15 protein-coding genes are annotated in these 18,737 nt (G+C 65.0%); 6 read left to right on the forward strand and 9 right to left on the reverse strand.

Annotation, left to right across the window (positions count from 1 at the left end; genetic code table 11):
* Window positions 1-16 precede the first annotated feature (16 nt).
* Together hslU and C8J47_RS02000 are read left to right on the forward strand one after the other, a co-directional pair.
* Window positions 17-1,312 (forward strand): ATP-dependent protease ATPase subunit HslU, encoded by a 1,296-nt coding sequence (hslU, locus tag C8J47_RS01995; protein WP_121884231.1) that lies wholly within the window; start codon window positions 17-19, stop codon window positions 1,310-1,312.
* Window positions 1,313-1,502: 190 nt separating this feature from the next.
* Window positions 1,503-2,168, forward strand: coding sequence for a nitroreductase (locus C8J47_RS02000; RefSeq protein WP_121884232.1), 666 nt, complete (start codon window positions 1,503-1,505; stop codon window positions 2,166-2,168).
* A gap of 208 nt (window positions 2,169-2,376) precedes the next feature.
* Here the strand turns inward: C8J47_RS02000 and C8J47_RS02005 are convergent, their stop codons facing one another.
* The 4 genes from C8J47_RS02005 to C8J47_RS02020 form a co-directional block, all read right to left on the reverse strand.
* Entirely contained in the window at window positions 2,377-2,643 is a 267-nt protein-coding gene (locus tag C8J47_RS02005; protein WP_093399082.1) for a hypothetical protein, read from the reverse strand.
* Between the two features lie 58 nt (window positions 2,644-2,701).
* Window positions 2,702-4,129 carry a DEAD/DEAH box helicase gene (locus C8J47_RS02010; protein WP_121884233.1) on the reverse strand — a complete coding sequence of 476 codons (1,428 nt, stop codon included), beginning with the start codon at window positions 4,127-4,129 and terminating at the stop codon, window positions 2,702-2,704.
* Window positions 4,130-4,354: 225 nt separating this feature from the next.
* The gene (locus C8J47_RS02015; RefSeq protein ID WP_060526428.1) at window positions 4,355-5,083 is read right to left on the reverse strand and encodes a Crp/Fnr family transcriptional regulator; all 729 of its coding nucleotides are present in this window, start codon (window positions 5,081-5,083) and stop codon (window positions 4,355-4,357) included.
* 205 nt (window positions 5,084-5,288) lie between these two features.
* A complete protein-coding gene (locus C8J47_RS02020) occupies window positions 5,289-5,534 on the reverse strand; it encodes a DUF6894 family protein (RefSeq protein WP_060526429.1) in 246 nt (81 codons plus the stop codon).
* A 151-nt stretch (window positions 5,535-5,685) separates the two neighbouring features.
* On the opposite strand from C8J47_RS02020, the gene C8J47_RS02025 reads away from it, so the two are divergent.
* The 4 genes from C8J47_RS02025 (at window position 5,686) to C8J47_RS02040 (ending at window position 10,575) form a co-directional block, all read left to right on the forward strand.
* A complete protein-coding gene (locus C8J47_RS02025) occupies window positions 5,686-6,705 on the forward strand; it encodes a fumarylacetoacetate hydrolase family protein (RefSeq protein WP_121884234.1) in 1,020 nt (339 codons plus the stop codon).
* Window positions 6,706-6,842: 137 nt separating this feature from the next.
* Complete coding sequence (locus C8J47_RS02030) at window positions 6,843-8,132, forward strand: thiamine pyrophosphate-dependent enzyme (protein WP_121884235.1); 1,290 nt, start codon at window positions 6,843-6,845, stop codon at window positions 8,130-8,132.
* A 56-nt stretch (window positions 8,133-8,188) separates the two neighbouring features.
* Window positions 8,189-9,196 (forward strand): alpha-ketoacid dehydrogenase subunit beta, encoded by a 1,008-nt coding sequence (locus C8J47_RS02035; RefSeq protein ID WP_056053047.1) that lies wholly within the window; start codon window positions 8,189-8,191, stop codon window positions 9,194-9,196.
* Window positions 9,196-10,575 carry a dihydrolipoamide acetyltransferase family protein gene (locus C8J47_RS02040; protein ID WP_121884236.1) on the forward strand — a complete coding sequence of 460 codons (1,380 nt, stop codon included), beginning with the start codon at window positions 9,196-9,198 and terminating at the stop codon, window positions 10,573-10,575. The genes C8J47_RS02035 and C8J47_RS02040 overlap by 1 nt, the downstream gene beginning before the upstream one ends.
* Before the next feature lie 130 nt (window positions 10,576-10,705).
* Here the strand turns inward: C8J47_RS02040 and C8J47_RS02045 are convergent, their stop codons facing one another.
* From C8J47_RS02045 to C8J47_RS02065, 5 genes are all read right to left on the reverse strand, one after another.
* Window positions 10,706-11,902, reverse strand: coding sequence for a thiolase family protein (locus tag C8J47_RS02045; protein WP_121884237.1), 1,197 nt, complete (start codon window positions 11,900-11,902; stop codon window positions 10,706-10,708).
* A 65-nt stretch (window positions 11,903-11,967) separates the two neighbouring features.
* Entirely contained in the window at window positions 11,968-13,437 is a 1,470-nt protein-coding gene (locus C8J47_RS02050) for a glucoamylase family protein (RefSeq protein ID WP_121884238.1), read from the reverse strand.
* 67 nt (window positions 13,438-13,504) lie between these two features.
* Window positions 13,505-16,462, reverse strand: coding sequence for a TonB-dependent receptor domain-containing protein (locus C8J47_RS02055; RefSeq protein WP_121884239.1), 2,958 nt, complete (start codon window positions 16,460-16,462; stop codon window positions 13,505-13,507).
* A 370-nt stretch (window positions 16,463-16,832) separates the two neighbouring features.
* Window positions 16,833-18,206 (reverse strand): glutathione-disulfide reductase, encoded by a 1,374-nt coding sequence (gene gorA, locus C8J47_RS02060; protein ID WP_259467310.1) that lies wholly within the window; start codon window positions 18,204-18,206, stop codon window positions 16,833-16,835.
* A gap of 106 nt (window positions 18,207-18,312) precedes the next feature.
* Window positions 18,313-18,690 carry a DUF4174 domain-containing protein gene (locus C8J47_RS02065; RefSeq protein ID WP_121884241.1) on the reverse strand — a complete coding sequence of 126 codons (378 nt, stop codon included), beginning with the start codon at window positions 18,688-18,690 and terminating at the stop codon, window positions 18,313-18,315.
* Between the last annotated feature and the right edge of the window lie 47 nt (window positions 18,691-18,737).

An 18,737-nucleotide genomic window follows, 5' to 3' on the forward strand; every position in this document is an offset into this window, starting at 1 on the left:
GGAGCAGAGTAGCCCCATGAACGACCAGCTCACCCCGAAGGCCATCGTCGCCGCGCTCGACGCCCACATCATCGGCCAGGCCGCCGCGAAACGCGCGGTCGCCGTCGCGATGCGCAACCGCTGGCGCCGCCAGCAGCTCAGCGAAGACCTCCGCGATGAGGTCACGCCGAAGAACATCTTGATGATCGGACCGACCGGCTGCGGCAAGACCGAGATCAGCCGCCGCCTCGCCAAGCTCGCCGACGCACCGTTCGTGAAGGTCGAGGCGACCAAGTTCACCGAGGTCGGCTATGTCGGCCGCGACGTCGAGCAGATCGCCCGCGACCTCGTCGAGGAAGCGATCCGCCTCGAAAAGGAACGGCGTCGTATAGCCGTCAAGGACAAGGCCGAAGAGGCGGCGATGGGACGTCTGCTTGACGCGCTCACCGGCAAGAACGCTAGTGAGGCGACGCGCGAAAGCTTCAAGCAGCGCTTCCTCGATGGCCATCTCAATAACGCCGAAGTCGAGATCGAGATCGAGCAGGCGCCCGCCATGCCGTTCGACATCCCCGGCGGTGCGCCGCAGATGATCAATCTCGGCGAGATGATGAAATCGTTCGGCGGCGGCCAGCAACTTAAGCGCCGCAAGCTTACCGTCCACGCGGCGTGGGACAAGCTCGTCGAGGAAGAGGCCGACAAGCGCCTCGACCAGGACGAGGTCAGCCGCGCGGCGCTGGCCGATGCGGAAGCCAACGGCATCGTCTTCCTCGACGAGATCGACAAGATCGCGGTCGCGGACGGCCGCGGCGGTTCGATCAGCCGCGAAGGCGTCCAGCGCGACCTGTTGCCCTTGATCGAAGGCACCACCGTCGCCACGAAATACGGCCCGATGAAGACCGACCACATCCTCTTCATCGCCAGCGGCGCGTTCCACGTCGCCAAGCCGAGCGACCTGCTCCCTGAACTCCAGGGCCGCCTGCCGATCCGCGTCGAGTTGAAGGGCCTCACCGAAGCCGATTTCGTCGCGATCCTGTCGGACACCAAGGCGTCGCTGCCGCTGCAATACAAGGCGCTGATCGCCACCGAAGGCGTCGGCATCGAGTTCACCGAAGACGGCATCGCCGCGATCGCTCGCATCGCCGCGGAGGTGAACTCCGAGATCGAGAACATCGGCGCGCGGCGTCTGCAGACGGTGATGGAAAAGCTGCTGGAAGAGGTAAGCTACAACGCCGAAGACCGCGGCGGCTCGAACCTCGTCATCGACGGCGCCTATGTCGACAGCCAGCTGAAGGAAATTGCGCGGAATACCGATCTGAGCCGGTTCGTGCTGTGATCTGGGAGCCGGTCGGTTCCGTATCCTCCCCCGCCAGGGGTAGGTGTCGCCGAAGGTGACGGAGGGGGAGGACACGGAACGGACGTGATCCCTTTCCTTGCCCTCCGTCAGGCAAGGGCCTGCCACCTCCCCCTGGCGGGGGAGGATTGATTGGTTAGGGCCTTCGTATGGGGGCTGTCAGGAGAAGATCATGGACGTGACCGAAGCCATAGCCGCTCACCGCTCCGTCCGAGGCTTCCTCGACACGCCCGTCGACCCGACCCTTCTCGAAGACCTAGCCGTAAAAGCGTCGCGAGCAGCAACCGGCGGCAATCTCCAGCCCTGGCACCTAGCGGTCGTCCACGGCGAACCCATGACCCGTCTCAAGACAATCATGGCTAAAAAGATCGCGAGCAGCGTCACCGAAACCCCGGCTTACGACATCTACCCCAAAGACCTGACCGCCCCCTACCGAGACCGCCGCTACGCCGTCGGCGAAGCGATGTACGCGCACCTCGGCATCCCCCGCGACGACAAGCCCGCGCGGCAGAAATGGTTCGCCCGAAATTTCGAATTTTTCGGCGCCCCCGCCGCGTATTTCTGCACGATCGACCGCCGCATGGGCCCGCCGCAATGGTCGGACCTCGGCATGTACCTGCAAAACCTGATGCTGCTCGCGGTCGACGCCGGCCTCGCCACCTGCCCGCAGGAATGCTGGGCGATGTATCCGGAAACGGTCGGAAGGGTCTTGGACATGCCCGATGACCGCATGCTCTTCTGCGGCATGGCAATCGGCTACGAAGACAAAAGCGCGCCTGCCAATGCGTTGCGCACGGAGCGCGCGGACGAAGCGGAATGGCTGACGACGATGGGTTAATTTAGGCGATCGAAGCTAAGCAAAACAATACCCCGGCGAAGGCCGGGGCCCAATTGGGCGACGATGGTAACGGAGCGAAGCGCCTCGTCACGCCGGCCTTGCCAATTGGGCCCCGGCCTCCGCCGGGGTGGTGCGTAGATGCGTAAGCTTGTTCACCCGCGAAGGCGGGTGCCCAGACTGGGTTCCCGCCTTCGCGGGGAAACAACGATTAGAGAATTACCGTCTGGGGCTTGGCGCCCTTGATCCCCGCAAGGATCATGGCCTCCCACACCGCAGGGTCGCCCGCCGCCGCCATCGCCTTGTCAGGCTCGCGCAGAGTCTTCAGCACCGCCAGCGCGTCGGGCAGATAATCCGCCCACGCATCGTCGATAAGACGCGACGCCGACTCGGCATCGCCGCCGGCGTTCGCGCTGATCCGCTGTCCCGCCAGCACGCGCGCGACGCGTTCGGCGACAGGTGTAGTGGAAACGTCCATGAGCATTCTCCTCGCGGGACCGGTCTACACCAAACCCGCGAGGCGAACGAATGCTCCTTTAGCGTGCCGGGCCCGAACCCGCGCCACGCGCAGGGCCACGGCCCCCGCCGCCGCCAGCCGGACGACCGCCGCCCTGACCACCGGAACGACCGCCACCTTGCGGACGACCGCCACCACCTTGGCCGCCACCCTGGCCACCACGGCTCGCACCCGCATAGTTGCGGCCGGTCGTACCGGTCGCCCGCGGCGAATGCGTCGCACGCGGACGTGCCGGATCGCGCGGACGATCGATACGAACCTCGGGATCGGCACCCATCGTCTTGACGCGCGTCTGCTTGATCTGGTTCGACAGGTTGACGAAATCGTCCGGCAGCGACCGGACCTGGACCTTCTGGCGGGTGATCCGCTCGATGTCGCGCAGGTACGCCTTCTCGTCATCCGCGCAGAACGCGACGGCGATGCCGCTGGCGCCCGCACGCGCGGTACGGCCGATGCGGTGGACATACTGCTCGGCGACGTTCGGCAGCTCGAAGTTGATGACGTGCGAAACGCCCGAGACGTCGATACCGCGTGCGGCGATGTCGGTCGCGATCAGGACCTTGACCTTGCCCTGCTTGAACTCGCCAAGTGCGCGCTCGCGCTGGCCCTGGCTCTTGTTGCCGTGGATCGCGTTCGAGGCGATGCCGTTGCCGGCGAGCAGCTTCACGACGCGGTCGGCGCCATGCTTGGTGCGCGTGAAGACGAGCGCGCGGTCGATCGCCGGATCCGCCAGCGTGATCGTCAGCAGCGCCTGCTTCTCCGACTGGTTGCAGAAGGTGACATACTGGTCGACGCGCTCGGCGGTCGTCGCGGCCGGCTTCACCGACACCGTCTTCGGGTCGAGCAGGAACTGCGACGCCAGCTCGCGGATCGCGACTGGCATCGTCGCCGAGAAAAACAAAGTCTGGCGCTTCTTCGGCAGCATGCGGACGATCTTCTTCAGCGCGTGGATGAAGCCGAGGTCCATCATCTGGTCGGCCTCGTCGAGCACGAGGATCTCGATCATCGACAGGTTCACGAAGCCCTGCTCGATCAGGTCGATCAGGCGACCCGGCGTGGCGACGAGGATGTCGACGCCGCGGCTCATGTCCTGGCGGTTCTTGTTGATGCTGGTGCCGCCGAACACGGTCGTCACCGACATCTTGCTGAACTGGCCATACGCGCGCGCGCTGTCGGCGATCTGGCTGGCGAGTTCGCGCGTCGGCGCGAGCACCAGCATGCGGCAATGCGTCGGCAGGACGCGCTTCTGGTTCTCGGTCAGGCGCTGGATCGACGGCAGCACGAACGCTGCGGTCTTGCCGGTGCCGGTCTGCGCGATGCCGAGCAGATCGCCACCCTCGAGCAGGATCGGGATCGACTGCGCCTGGATCGGCGTCGGCTCGGTATAGCCCTTGGCTTCGAGCGCACGGACGAGCGGCTCGGCAAGGCCGAGGTTTGCAAATGACATGTAGAGTCTCTCAAATAGATGCCGGGCTCGCGAATCCACACAAGGACGCGCGAGGGGCGGTGGTGTTTTGACACCCCGCGTGAAAAGGGAAGCCCGTTGGAAACGACCGAGGCGGAGCTAAGACCGTAAAGGTCCAATCACGCTGCATTACGCTTCGATGAGCGCCATCTGGCGTGTCATCGTCGAAAAGTCAACCTGTGGTGCCGATCTGGACCCGTGGCGGTGTCAGCTCCGAATTTGCCCCAGGTGCAGATAGCGTTCGTTGAACTCGGCGGCATCACGCAGCCGGGGCCAGTCGGTGACGCTGACCTGCCGCTTCTTGCGCGCGATCAGTCCGTCCGATTCGAGCGATTTCAGCACGCGGTTGACGTGCACCGGGGTCAGCCCGAGCGCGTCGCCGAGCTGCTCCTGCGTCATCGGCAACTCGTATGCCATCCCGCCTCCCAGGGCCGATGTCTTGAACCGCACCGAGAATTCGCACAGCAGATGCGCCAGTCGACTGCGCGCGTTGCGCCGCCCGACGTTGAGCAACCATTCGCGGTGGATCGAAGCCTCGACCAGCGCGTCGATCCACAATGCCTGGCCCGCCGCCGGGCACGTCTCGATGAACTGCCGCAACGCCACGATCGGCACCTCGGCCAGCGTCAGCCGGGTCAGCGCCTGGATATCGTGATCGGATTCATCGAGGAACAGGTTCTGCAGGTCGACGAATTCGCCGGGCATCAGGATCGAGACGATCTCGCGCTCGCCATTGGGTGTCAGCTTCTGGCGATAGGCGAGGCCGTCGAGGATGAACGCGCACCGCGTCGGGCGTTGGCCCTCGCGCAGCATATACGTCGACGCATCGAGCGTCCGAACCTTGAACGGCAATGCGGCGATTTGAACGCGATCGTCCGCACGCAGCGTCGTTCGCGACTCGAATTTCCGTATAACCTGTTCAGTCACGGTGGACATATCCACGTGCACTCTCCGCATCCAGGGCAGGAGCACTCGTTTCTCGCTGTCACCCTCTCTGGGATAGCGCGTCGCAAGGGAACGCACCTTATCCCAGGATTGAGAAGCATGACAAAACCCATGTTATATTATCGCGACGCACTCGCGCGGTGCGTCGAGTCGACCGCGCGCGGCGATATCGGCTCAGACATGGGACGATCTGGGGTCAGAGCGCGGAGCTGTCGCCGGGTTCGTCGATCGTGACGGCAACCGCCAGCAGCACGCTGCCTCGATCGTTGCGGACCGCAACACGGAAGCGCGCGCCGTGACGCGCGATCGCCGGATGGTCGCTGAGATAGTCGCCCGCGAAGATCACCGCCTGGACGCGCGCTTCCTCGTCGTTGGCCAGATCGGTACCGTCGTCGTCGTTGACGTGTTTATGGTTGTCGATGTCGAAGAAGTATCTGGGCATGCTCGACTTCCTCAACCGTTACGCAAGCCTGTTTGTATCAGGCCGGAAATCGCTCCGCTCTTACTAAAATCAGGTTTGTCGGGCGCGGCGTGCTCGACTTGAACTCCGTCACGGGCGTAGGATGCGTGCAAACATATAGAGGATCCGCACCATGAAACTGGCCAGCCTGAAGCATCCCGACGCCACCCGCGGACGAGACGGGAAGCTTGTGGTCGTCTCGAACGACCTCGCCTGGTATGCCGATGCGAGCCACATCGCGCCGACGCTGCAGGCCGCGCTCGACGACTGGGACCGGCTTTCGATCGACCTGAAGAACCTGTCGACCGATCTCGAGCACGAGATGATCCCGATGCGCCGCTTCCACGAGCACGACGCCGAGTCGCCGTTGCCGCGTGCGTATCAATGGGCGGACGGCTCGGCGTACGTGAACCACGTCGCGCTCGTGCGACAGGCGCGCGCGGCGGAGATGCCCGACAGCTTCTGGCACGATCCGCTGATGTACCAGGGCGGCTCGGACGGGTTCCTGGGCCCGCGCGATCCGATTCCGCTCGCTGACGAGTCCTGGGGTTGCGACATGGAGGCCGAGGTCGTCGTCGTCACCGGTGACGTGCCGCTCGGCGCGAGTCGCGACGAGGCGCTGGCGGCGATCTTGCTGGTCGGGCTGACCAACGACGTTAGCCTGCGCAACCTGATCCCCGGCGAACTCGGCAAGGGCTTCGGTTTCTTCCAGTCGAAACCGGCGAGCGCGTTTTCGCCCGTCTTCGTTACCCCCGACTCACTTGGCGACTGGTGGAAGGACGGCAAGCTGCACCGCAAGCTGATGGTCGACCTCAACGGCCAGCCGCTCGGTCGCGCAGAGGCGGGCGAGGACATGACGTTCGATTTCGGTACGCTGGTCGCGCACGCCGCCAAGACGCGGAAGCTGGGGGCGGGGACGATCGTCGGATCCGGCACCGTCTCGAACCGTGGCCCCGATGGCGGTCCAGGCAAGTCGGTTGCCAAGGGCGGCGTCGGCTATTCCTGTCTCGCCGAAGTGCGGACGATCGAAACGATCCAGGGCGGCAAGCCCGTCACGCCGTTCCTCAAGCGGGGTGACGTCGTCCGCATCTGGGCGGAGGACGACAAGCGACATCCGATCTTCGGCGTGATCGAGCAGACCGTCGGCGGCTGAATTCTGCGGAGGGGAGAAAAATCCGCGCGGCACATCGTGAATGCGCAACTCCCCCTCGCAATCTGCGTTGAAATTTAATAACAAGCCTCGGTAAGAGTGTTCCGCGGTCACAGCGGCCTCATGGAGATGGAATCACGATGGCAAGCGAGCATCCGCGCGCCAATTTGCAGCCACTTACGCTGCATATCCCCGAGCCGAAGTTCCGCCCCGGCGACGCGGTGGACTTCGCCGAAGTCGACGTGCCGCCCGCCGGCGAAGCGCGCCGCCCTGACACCGCCGACAAGGCGTCCGACTTCATCGATCTCGCCTACACGCTGGTCCGCGTGCTCGACGACGACGGCAACGCGGTCGGCCCCTGGGACCCCAAGCTTTCGCCTGACGTGATGCGCCGCATGTTGCGCAGCATGGCGCTGCTCCGCGCGTTCGACGAGCGCATGTTCCGCGCGCAGCGGCAGGGCAAGACCAGCTTCTACATGAAGGCGCTCGGCGAGGAGGCGGTCGCGGTCGCGGCGGCCTATGCGCTCGATCACGAGGACATGTGCTTTCCCTCGTACCGCCAGCAGGGGCTATTGATCGCGCGGGGCTGGAGCCTCGTCGACATGATGAACCAGATCTATTCGAACACTGCCGATAGGCTCGGCGGCAAGCAGTTGCCGATCATGTATTCGGTCAAGGAAGCCGGGTTCTTCTCGATCTCCGGCAACCTCACGACGCAGTACCCACAGGCGGTCGGCTGGGCGATGGCATCCGCCGCCAAGGGCGACACGCGCATCGCCGCGACCTGGTGCGGCGAGGGTTCCACCGCCGAGGGCGACTTCCACTCGGCCTGCACGTTCGCTGCGGTGTACCGCGCGCCGGTGATCTTCAACGTCGTCAACAACCAGTGGGCGATCTCCAGCTTCTCCGGGTTCGCCGGCGCCGAGGCGACGACGTTCGCAGCACGCGCGGTCGGCTACGGCATCGCCGGGCTCCGGGTGGACGGCAATGACGCGCTGGCGGTCTACGCCGCGACCGAATGGGCCGCCGAGAGGGCACGCACCAACCAGGGCCCGACGCTGATCGAGCACTTCACCTACCGCGCGGAAGGCCATTCGACCTCCGACGATCCCGGCCAGTATCGCAGCGAAGGCGAACCCAATGCCTGGCCGCTCGGCGACCCGATCAAGCGCCTCAAGGACCACCTCATTGCAATCGGCGAATGGGACGAGGAGCGCCACGCGGCACAGGACAAGGAACTCGCCGAGCAGGTCAAGGCCGCGCAGAAGGAAGCCGAGAAGAACGGCATCCTCGGCCACGGCCTCCACCAGCCGCTCGAATCGCTGTTCGACGGCGTGTTCGAGGAACTGCCGTGGCATCTGAAGGAGCAGCGTCAGCAGATGCTCGACGAAGAAACGGCCAGCGGCCGTCCATGGGATCGCAAGGCATGAGCGACATGATCGAGGCACCCGTGTCCGAAACAACGGACGCCGAACCCACCACCCGAATGAACATGATCCAGGCGATCAACTCCGCCATGGACATCATGATGGAGCGCGACCCGGACGTGATCGTCATGGGCGAGGACGTCGGCTATTTCGGCGGCGTCTTCCGCGCGACCGCCGGGCTTCAGGCGAAGCACGGCAAGACCCGCGTCTTCGACACCCCGATCACCGAATGCGGCATCATCGGCGTTGCGGTGGGCATGGGCGCGTACGGCCTGCGCCCCGTCCCCGAGATCCAGTTCGCGGACTACATTTACCCCGCGCTCGACCAGCTCGTCTCCGAAGCCGCCCGCCTGCGCTACCGCTCCGCCGGCGAGTTCACCTCGCCGATCACGGTGCGCTCGCCGTTCGGCGGCGGCATCTTCGGCGGCCAGACGCACAGCCAGTCGCCGGAAGGGCTCTTCACGCACATGTCGGGCATCAAGACGGTCATCCCCTCGACGCCCTACGACGCGAAGGGCCTGCTAATCGCCGCGATCGAGGACAATGATCCGACGCTCTTCTTCGAGCCCAAGCGCATCTACAACGGCCCGTTCGACGGCTATTGGGATCGACCGTCGCAGAACTGGTCGAAGCATCCGGCGGGCGAAGTCCCGACCGGCTATTACAAGATCGAGCTCGGCAAGGCGAAGATCGTCCGCGCCGGCGAGGCGCTCACGATCCTCGCCTACGGCACGATGGTCCATGTCTGCGCGGCCGTCGTGGCCGAAGCCGGAATCGACGCCGAGATCGTCGACCTTCGCACGCTCGTCCCGCTCGACATCGAGACGATCGAGGCGTCGGTGAAGAAGACCGGTCGCTGCATGATCGTCCACGAGGCGACTCGCACGAGCGGGTTCGGCGCGGAGCTGTCGGCGATCGTCCAGGAACGCTGTTTCTACCATCTCGAAGCGCCGATCGAGCGCGTGACCGGGTTCGACACGCCGTACCCGCACAGCCTCGAATGGGCCTATTTCCCGGGGCCGGTCCGCATCGGCGAAGCCCTGAAAAAGATCATGAAGGACGCATAATGGCCCGCTTCACCTTCAAGCTGCCGGACATCGGCGAAGGCATCTCCGAGGCCGAGATCGTTGCGTGGCACGTCGCCATCGGCGACCGCGTCGAGGAGGATTCGCCGATCGCCGACATGATGACCGACAAGGCCACCGTCGAGATGGAGTCGCCGGTGACGGGAATCGTCGTTGAACTGGCAGGCGAAGTCGGCGACCAGGTCTCGATTGGCGCCGCGCTCGTTGTGATCGAGACGGACGCGGTGGATGCCGCGGACGAAGTCGTCGCCGCGCCGCTGACCTCGGCGCAGGCCGAGACCGCCGAACAATACGAAGCCGAGAACCCCGGCGTCGAAGAGGTGGTCGAGGCACCTCCCTCTCCCCTCTGGGGAGAGGGTCGGGGTGAGGGACAGCCCCAGGCGCAAACGCCGGCAACTGCCCCGACCCCTCACCCCAGCCCTCTCCCCGTCGGGGAGAGGGAGCAGAAGGCGCAAGCCGTTCCTGCGGCTGAGGCGGAGCCAAAGCCCCACGCGCTCGCATCCCCCGCAGTCCGCGCCCGCGCCCGCGACCTCGGCATCGACCTGGCCTCGGTAAAAACCGACTCCGACCGAGTCCGGCACGCCGACCTCGACGCCTACCTCCGCTACGGCTCGAGCGAAGGCTACCACCCCCCGCACGCGTCGCGCGCCCGCGAGGACCAGCCCATCAAGGTCATCGGCATGCGTCGTCGCATCGCCGAGAACATGGCTGCATCGAAGCGCGCGATCCCGCACTTCACCTATGTCGACGAGATCGACGTCACCGCCCTCGAAGCGATGCGCGCCGACCTCAACGCCAACCGAGGCGGCCGCTCCAAGCTCACCATGCTGCCGCTGATGATCGTCGCGATCTGCAAGACGATCCCCGACTTCCCGATGCTTAACGCGCGCTACGACGACGAGGCCGGCGTGGTCACGCGCCACGGCGCCATCCATCTCGGCATGGCCGCGCAGACCGATGCCGGGCTCACCGTCCCCGTGATCCGCGACGCACAGGACCGCAACGTCTGGCAGCTCGCAACCGAGATCACGCGTCTCGCGGAAGCCGCGCGCGCCGGCAAGCTCGCCCCCAGCGAAATGGGCGGCGGCACGATCACCGTAACCTCGCTAGGCCCGCTCGGCGGCATCGCCACGACCCCAGTGATCAACCGACCCGAAGTCGCGATCATCGGCCCCAACAAGATAGTCGAACGCCCGGTCTTCCGTTCTGATGGAAGAGGGGGCGACGAGGTCGTCCGCGCCAAGCTGATGAACCTGTCGATCAGCTGCGACCACCGCGTCGTCGACGGGTGGGACGCGGCAAGCTTCGTGCAAGGGTTGAAGAAGTACCTCGAAACCCCGGTCCTGCTCTTCGCGGACTGAGTCCGGAAACTGATCGCTCTCCCCTCCCTGAAAGGGAGGGGCCGGGGGTGGGTTGGCTGCTGGGCGGACAAGACGCCTGCCAACTGGGCGACCCACCCCAACCCCTCCCTTCCAGGGGGGGCGAAGAAGCTCAGACGATCTCGAACAACCCGGCCGCGCCCATGCCCCCCGCGGTGCACATCGACACCACCACATAGCGCACGCCGCGTTTGCGCCCCTCTATCAGCGCATGCCCGACCAGCCGCGACCCCGTCATCCCGAACGGATGTCCGACCGCGATCGCGCCGCCGTTGACGTTATACTTCTCCGGATCGATCCCGAGGAAATCACGGCAATACAGGCATTGCGACGCGAACGCCTCGTTCAGCTCCCACAGCCCGATATCGCCCACCGACAGTCCCGTGCGCTCAAGCAGTTTCGGGATCGCGAAGATCGGGCCGATGCCCATTTCCGCCGGGCTGCATCCCGCCGCCTGGAAGCCGCGATAGATGCCCAGGATGTTCTTGCCCTCGGCCTCCGCGGTTCTGCGATCCATCAGCAACTGCGCAGAAGCCCCGTCCGACAACTGGCTGGCATTGCCCGCGGTCACGCTCGATCCCGGCCCCGAGAACTCACCACCCGGCCACACCGTCTTCAGCCCGCGCAGACCCTCCAGCGTCGTCCCCGCGCGAATACCCTCGTCCAGCGACAGCGTGACGCTCTCGATCCCGGCATGCGCACCCTGCTTGTCGTACAGCGCCTTCTCGACGGTGATCGGCACGATCTCCTCGGCAAACGCGCCGTTCGCCACCCCGGCGGCGGCCCGCTGCTGGCTCATCGCGGCGTACGCATCCTGCGCCTCGCGGCTGATCCCGTATTTCTCCGCGACGATCTCCGCGGTCTCGATCATCGGGATATACGCCGCCGGCTCCTTCGCGACCACGCTCGCATTGACGAAGCGCGGCGCGTCCTTCGTCACGGTATAGCTGATCGACTCCATCCCGCCGGCCAGCGCGACATCCGCCTCGTCGCACATGATCGTCCGCGCCGCGAGCGCCACTGCGGTCAGCCCTGACCCGCACTTCCGATCGAGCGTGAACGCGGGCACCGACTCCGGCAGCCCGCCCGCAAAGATCGCCATCCGCCCGGCGTTGCCGCCCTGCGTACCCCATTGATTGCCGACGCCCCAAAACACCTCGTCGATCCGCGTCGGATCGATCCCGGCGCGCTCGACGACGGCGTTCATCACATGCCCCGCCAGCACCGGCGCCTCGGTCGCGTTGAACGCGCCGCGATACGCTTTGCCGATAGCGGTACGGGCGGTAGAGATGATGGCGGCTTCACGCATGCTGGAACCTTTCAAGGATCGGGTATGTCGTTACTCTAGGCGTTCCGGCGTAACGGGGAAACCCCTCAGGGAACGCGCGCCAGCCATCCCCCGGTAAACCCGGCACGATCCAGCCCGCGACGGATATGCGGGTTCTTTCGCATCGTGTTCCAGACCATACCGGTCCGCCAGTTCTCGATCATCGCGACGATCGGTCCCTGGTCGATCCCGAGATAGTCGTTGTCCACCCAGCCGACGTCGGGGACGATCCGGCCGTGCTTCAACGGTTCGCCCATCTCGGTGAGCGTGGGGTTGAACGCGTCGAAGAACCCGTATTTGCCGTAGATGCCCTTGCCGTAGCGATCGTGCATCGCGGTGATCGCCGGGATGACGAGATCGGGCGCGAAAACAATCGATCCGACCGCGGCGGTCGGCGCCAGCGTGCCGTCGTCGCGCGCGCCGGGGCCGCGTTCGGAATAGCTGAAGAATTCGCGTTGCCGCCCGCCGATCGTCGCCTTGAAATCACCCGGCCCGTCGCATGCGGTCAGCCCCCAGATGTCCGGCCCATAGCCCGCGAACCCGGCGCCGTTGGTGCCGCCGTTGGCGATCGCATAGTCGCGCTGCGCGATCGTTGCGCGCTTGCTGTTCTCGAAATAATCGATGTCCTTGGTCGCGATATACGCGTCGCGGATGCCGCGGAAATCGACCCAGACGTGGCTGTACTGGTGGACGAACAGCGGCGGGTAATGGAGATAGGATGCGCCGTAGCGATCGTTCCAGCTCGGCTCGAACTTCTCGGTCAGTGCCGTCCAGGTCGACGGCGGCAGCGGATGCGTCGGTGAGCCCAGCGCGAGGAGGTACATCAGCATCCCCTCGTTGTAGATGTTCCAGTCGCTCGGGATGAAGCCGCTCTCGGGGTGCCAGCCCATCGACAGGAACGGCGCGCGCGGCGTGATCCAGGTCCAGTCGACCGCACCATAGATCTGGTCGGCGAGCGCCCTGATCCGCTGTTCCTCGGGGTGATCCGCATCGAACCAGCTTTGCGCGAACAGCATGCCGGCGAGCATCAGCGCGGTGTCGATCGTCGACACCTCCGCGCGCGCGAACCGCTGGCCCTTGGTGATGCCGAGGAAGTGGTAGAAAAATCCCTTGTAGCCGCTGTTGCCGGTCGGCTCGGGACCCATCGGTGCATTGGCGAAGAACGCGAGCGTCGCGAGCGTCCGCTTGCGCGCCTGTTCGCGCGTGATCCAGCCGTTGACCACGCCGATCGGATACGCGGTGAGCGCGAACCCGACCGCGGCGATCGACGAGAAGGACGGCGTCGGCCAGCGATCGAGCGCGAGCCCGGTCACCGGATTCGTCGTATCCCAGAAATACAGGAACGCGCGCTCCTGCAAATTGTCGATGAGCGGGTTGGCGGACGGGGCCGTTGCCGGCGTGAAGCCCGTAACCTCTTGAAACGCTTTGACGATCGGTCGTCCGACCGATGTACACCCTGCTGTCAGTCCGCCAAGTGATAGTGCGCCGGTGCCCAGAAACTGCCGTCTGTCGAGCATGGATACTCCTGATCGGGGACCGCCGATGGCGGCAGGCGACCAACATGGCCACCCGCCGATTAACGCATCAGAAACGATATCCGACCCTGAACTGGAAGCGACGCGGCAGGGTGAGCAGTCCGGTCGGCAGGTTGGTCGGCCCGCCGAAGCTGTAGGTCTCGCCGACCCCGAGGTTGCCCGAATAGCCCGTGTAGTTCTTGTTGTTGAAGGCGTTGAGCAGGTCGACCGCGACGTTGATGGTGTGCGTGTTAAACACCTTGACGTTGTTCTGCAGCGTCAGATTGACCTCGCAGAACGCGAACACGCTGCCGAGGCAATTCTTCGGCCGGTATAGCGATCGGATGGTTTGCTGGTTGATGCTGGTGCCCGCGGACTGGTCGAGCAGCTGGAACGCGGTGCCGCTGCCGAGCGTCGTCAGCGTCGAGAACTGGAACCCGACTGGCAGGTCGACGATGCCCGACAGGACGATCCGGTGGCGCTCGTCCTGATCGGCGATCGGCCGCCAGCCATATTGATCGGGCGTCACCTTATCGAGGCTGAACAGATCGCCGCCGTCCTGCTCCGCCTTCGACAGCGTGTAGGCGAGGTTGAAGCCCCAGCCCGACGACACGGTGTAATCCTTGTCGATCGTCACCAGCAGCGCCTTGTAGCGCGTGCGCAGGCCATCATAGCCGATCAGCACGTTGCCGAAGCCGTTCTCGCGCGGGATCGTCGTATCGCAGCACGATCCGTCCGCGTTGCGCGTGGCGAACAGGTGCGTGTAGCCGTTCTGCCCGCGGACATACGACCCTGTCACCGAGGCGCGGAAGATGCCGAACTTCTGGCGCAGGCCAAGGCTGAACTGATCGGTCGACGGCGCCTTCGCGTTGTTCTTCACCGCGAACAGTTCGGGCAGGCCGGTCTGCGCGGTCTGGCGCAGCGCGAGCAGGCCCTCCCGCGTCTGATAGCTTTCGTTCCACACCACCGTCGGATTGCCGTCACGCGGCTGGCCATCGCGTGAGAAATAGAAGATGCCGGTCTGGTATTGCAGGCGGAATTGCTCGTCGAGCGTGTTGTTGAAGACGTTGCGGTCGTAATATTTGCCGTAGCCGCCGAACAGGACCGTGCGCTGGTCGTCGTTGAAGTCGTAGCTGAAGCCGATACGCGGCTGGAACATGTCCTTGCGCGTCGGGCGATCCGTGCCGTCGGTGATGTAGTTCGCGGGATCGAAATAATCGGTCTTGGGCAGCGCGTTCAACGTCGCGACGGCCGCGGCGGGCGTACGATACTTGTTGTTGAACAGATTGCTTTCGTAGTCCCAGCGCAGGCCGAGGTTGAGCTGCAGCTTGTTGGTGATATCCCAATCGTCCTGCAGATACACGCCGAGCTGCGAGTTCGACGCGATGATCCGCGGATTGCCCACGCCGAGCTGCGCGGTCGCCGGGAAGCTGAAATCGAGCCCTCTTTTCGCGTCGTTCTGGAAAAAATAGTTCGGTTGGACGTAGAAGTTCTTGGTGAAGTCGTAATCCTGGAAGGCGAAGCGGATGCCGCCCTTGATCACGTGGTTGTCCAGACCGTTATACGTCAGGTCGTCGCGCAACGTGTAGCTCTGCTGGCTGATCCGCTGCGTCGAATCCTTGCCGCCGAAGGTGATGACGCCCTCGAACTGGAAGCTAGGATCGTCGGGGTTGAGCGACGACGGATTGTAGACCGTGTCGAGATAGGTCGCGTTGAATTCGTTGACGAAACTGTCGCCGGTATAGGTCCATTTGTACGTGTAGGTGTCGGTCTTGTTGATCTTGTTGACTGCCGCCGAATACGCGATGTTGGCCGACCCGAAATTCGCGCCGAAGCCGGTGATGTCGGTCTCCTGGCGGCGGCTGAACGACAGGTCGAACACCTGGCGCTCGTCGGGCGTGAAGGTCAGCTTGCCGAAGTAGAAATCGCCGCGATACGGGCTTACATAGGTGCCTTCATACTGGCCGAAGCGCGCGAGGTTTTGCGGCGTCGGGGTGCCGACGGTCACGCTCGACGCGCGATCCTGGTCGTTGCCTTCGTACGCGCCGAAGAAGAACAGCTTGTCCTTGATGATCGGGCCACCGAGCGAGATGCCGTATTGCTTGCGCTCGAACTTCGGTTTGCCGCGACCGGCGCGCTCGTCGATGATGTTCGCGGCGGTCAGGCTGCGGTCGGTATATTGACCGAACATCTCGCCGTGGAAATCGTTGGTGCCCGACTTCGTGATCGCGGTGATGATCGCCGACCCGGCCTGCTCGTACTCAGCCTTGTAGTTCTGCGTCAGCACGCGGAATTCGCCGACCGCGAGCTGTCCGAACGGGTTGCCGCGGCTGTCGGTCTGGCCGGCGATGCCGCCCAGCGTCTGGCTCTTCAGGCTGGTGCCGTCGATGAAGACGTTGACCTGGCTCGCGGGCGAGGCACCGGCGGTGATGCCCTTGTTGGTCTCGCTGTCGTTGTAGCGGACGCCAGGTGCGAGCGCGGCGAACGTCAGGAAATTGCGATCGCCCTGCGGCAGGATGCGGATCTGGTTCTGGCTGACGTTGGTCGCGACTTCGGAGGTCTTGGTCTCGACCAGTTTCCCCGCGGTGACGACGATCTCGCCGCCTTCGTTGGCCCCGCCGGTGGTCGTGCCACCCTCGGCGGTCGCGCCGGCAGCAGGGGCCGCCGCGGTCGGTGCGGCGAGCACCGCGTCGAGCGTCGCGGACTGGCCGACGCCGACCGAGATACGCTGCGCCGAAATCTTGCCGTCGGGACCGGTGAACGTGATCGTGTATGTGGCGGGGCGCAGGCCGTTCAGCACATAGCTGCCGGTCGTGCTGGTGGTCGCGCGAAACGTCTGGTTGGTCCCGTCATTGACCGCGACCACGGTCGCGCCGGCGACCGTCGCCCCGGTCGCATCGCGCACCTGCCCGCGGATCGCCGCGGTCGTGGTCTGCGCCGATGCGGGGGCAACCAGTGCAGCCGCAGTGCCGAGTATCGTCGTCGTCGCCAGTGCGGCGCGCAACGCCGTGGCCATCATCGTCTTCATGTCCCAAAGTCCCCTGTTGGAAGGCGCATCGGGACAGACGGTACGCGCATCGCACCGTCAGGTCGGGCTGTGCGCCGACTGTCGGTATCCTGCGTCGCGATTTCCCGCGCTTCCATGCCCTGATCCACTCCCGCGAACCGCTCCTCATGGAGACGGTCCCGGCGCCGCGCATGTTTGCGTATGCTGCCGGGAGAGGGGGCTTACGCCGCGTTTTGGCCAGCATCCAGCCTTCGGCCAGGGGGCGTGGTCGTTGCGCGACAAGACGTGTCTTTTCCGCAACAACCCATGTGTGGCAGGTATTTGCTGCTCACCTGTGACTATCAGGACGGTGATCCGCCTCGACGTTTGCTCGCCGAAAGCAGAGAATCCCTTATTTCATAAGGACTAATTCTTCCGCCATCGTCGGATGCAGTGCGACCGTCGCGTCGAAATCGGCCTTGGTCAGTCCGGCCTTTACCGCCACCGCGGCGGATTGCAGGATTTCCGGGCAGTCGGGACCGATCATGTGGATACCCACCACCCGGTCGGTCTCGCCGTCGCAGATCATCTTGTACAGCGAGCGCTCGTTGCGGCCCGCCAGCACGTTCTTCATCGGCCGGAAGTCGGACGTGTAGACCTTCACCGAACCCAGCGCCTGCTTGGCCTGCGATTCGGTCATGCCGACGCCGGCCATCGGCGGGTGGCTGAACACCGCGGCGGGGACGTTGGCGTAATCGACCCGGGTCGGCTTGCCCCCGAAGAACGTGTCGGCGAACGCCTGCCCCTCGCGGATCGCGACCGGTGTCAGCTGGATGCGGTTGGTGACATCGCCGACTGCGAAGATCGAGTTGCAACTCGACTTGTTGTCTTCGTCGACGACCACCGCGCCCGCTGCGTCCATCTCGACGCCCGCGCTCTCTAGCCCGAGCCCCTTGGTGTTGGGCAAGCGCCCGGTCGCGAACATTATCAGGTCGACGACGATCGGCTCATGACCCTTCATACTGACCGTCAAGCAGCCGTCTTCGCCCTTCTCGATGCTTTCGAACGCGGCGTTGAAGCGGAAATCGATGCCCTTGCTCATCGAGATCTGGAGCAGGCGGTCGCGGATCGATTCGTCATAGCCGCGCAGGATCACGTCGGTCCGGTTGACCAGCGTGACGTGCGATCCGAACTGGTGGAAGATCCCAGCGAACTCGTTGGCGATATAGCCCGCGCCGGCGATCAGCACGCGCTTCGGCACGTCGTCGAGATGGAACACCTCGTTCGAGGTGATCCCGTGTTCGGCGCCGGGGAACTCGGGCACCAGCGGATGCGCACCGACCGCGATCAGGATCTTCGCTGCGGTCTTCACGGTGCCATCGGCCAGCGTGACTTCGTTGGGCCCGGAGACGACCGCGCGCTGGTGGATGATGTCGACATGATTGTTCTTGAGCGTGGTCGTGTAGGCGCCGTTGATCCGGTCGACCTCCTCCATGACGTTGTCGCGCAACGTGGGCCAGCTGAACGCGCAGTTGTCGGGCACTTGCCAGCCGAACCGCTTGGCGTCCTTCAGGTCCTCGGCGAAATGCGCGCCGTAGATCAGCAGCTTCTTCGGTACGCAGCCGCGGATCACGCAGGTACCGCCGACCCGGTATTCCTCCGCGACCGCGACGCGCGCCCCGTGCGCGGCGGCGACGCGCGACGCACGTGTGCCGCCCGAGCCTGCACCGATGACGAAGAGGTCGTAGTCGAATTGGGTATCGGTCGCGGATTTGGTGTAGGTCACGGGCGGTCCTTGCAGGTCGTGCGCCGCGGGGCGGCTTTGCATGCCATCTGGGGCAGGGGGCGCAAGGCGGCAACCCCGGCGCGGCGATCACGCTGATCGGCTCAGCCTATCGCTGCCCCGCCTTGCGCATCGGCATCGCATCGATCGTCGCCTCCAGCGCGGCGGCTGGGAAGGGCTTGGCGCTACGCAGTTTTTCGCCGCCATCCTTGCCGATGAGGATCGCGGTGAAGGTGGCGGGGAGACGGTATTTGTGGCGGATCGCTGCGGCTGGGTCACTCGCGCCGCGGACAGTGTCACCAACGATTTCTACGACAGTGAGATCGCGGGCGGCGGCGTGGGTTTTCCACCCGACGAGGATGCGGCGTTGCTCGGCGAGTGCAGGATCTTCAGCGGTCGGGGCAGAGACGATCAACACGCGCCGCTCCCACTTCATTTGCGCAATGGTGGAGGAGGCGGCGAGCGCGACGGCATGGAGTAGCGGCATAACTAGATAACGCGGGAAGCAGGCTTGTGCTCCCCTCCACCACAACC

Origin of the sequence: Sphingomonas sp. PP-F2F-G114-C0414 (assembly GCF_003688595.1) — a bacterium.
Lineage (GTDB): Bacteria > Pseudomonadota > Alphaproteobacteria > Sphingomonadales > Sphingomonadaceae > Sphingomonas.

Excerpts from the sequence above, each read along its gene's own strand:
- hslU (WP_121884231.1), top strand. The coding sequence starts at position 17 with ATGAACGACCAGCTCACCCCGAAGGCCATCGTCGCCGCGCTCGACGCC.
- C8J47_RS02000 (WP_121884232.1), top strand. The coding sequence starts at position 1,503 with ATGGACGTGACCGAAGCCATAGCCGCTCACCGCTCCGTCCGAGGCTTC.
- C8J47_RS02005 (WP_093399082.1), bottom strand. The coding sequence starts at position 2,643 with ATGGACGTTTCCACTACACCTGTCGCCGAACGCGTCGCGCGCGTGCTG.
- C8J47_RS02010 (WP_121884233.1), bottom strand. The coding sequence starts at position 4,129 with ATGTCATTTGCAAACCTCGGCCTTGCCGAGCCGCTCGTCCGTGCGCTC.
- C8J47_RS02015 (WP_060526428.1), bottom strand. The coding sequence starts at position 5,083 with ATGTCCACCGTGACTGAACAGGTTATACGGAAATTCGAGTCGCGAACG.
- C8J47_RS02020 (WP_060526429.1), bottom strand. The coding sequence starts at position 5,534 with ATGCCCAGATACTTCTTCGACATCGACAACCATAAACACGTCAACGAC.
- C8J47_RS02025 (WP_121884234.1), top strand. The coding sequence starts at position 5,686 with ATGAAACTGGCCAGCCTGAAGCATCCCGACGCCACCCGCGGACGAGAC.
- C8J47_RS02030 (WP_121884235.1), top strand. The coding sequence starts at position 6,843 with ATGGCAAGCGAGCATCCGCGCGCCAATTTGCAGCCACTTACGCTGCAT.
- C8J47_RS02035 (WP_056053047.1), top strand. The coding sequence starts at position 8,189 with ATGAACATGATCCAGGCGATCAACTCCGCCATGGACATCATGATGGAG.
- C8J47_RS02040 (WP_121884236.1), top strand. The coding sequence starts at position 9,196 with ATGGCCCGCTTCACCTTCAAGCTGCCGGACATCGGCGAAGGCATCTCC.
- C8J47_RS02045 (WP_121884237.1), bottom strand. The coding sequence starts at position 11,902 with ATGCGTGAAGCCGCCATCATCTCTACCGCCCGTACCGCTATCGGCAAA.
- C8J47_RS02050 (WP_121884238.1), bottom strand. The coding sequence starts at position 13,437 with ATGCTCGACAGACGGCAGTTTCTGGGCACCGGCGCACTATCACTTGGC.
- C8J47_RS02055 (WP_121884239.1), bottom strand. The coding sequence starts at position 16,462 with ATGAAGACGATGATGGCCACGGCGTTGCGCGCCGCACTGGCGACGACG.
- C8J47_RS02065 (WP_121884241.1), bottom strand. The coding sequence starts at position 18,690 with ATGCCGCTACTCCATGCCGTCGCGCTCGCCGCCTCCTCCACCATTGCG.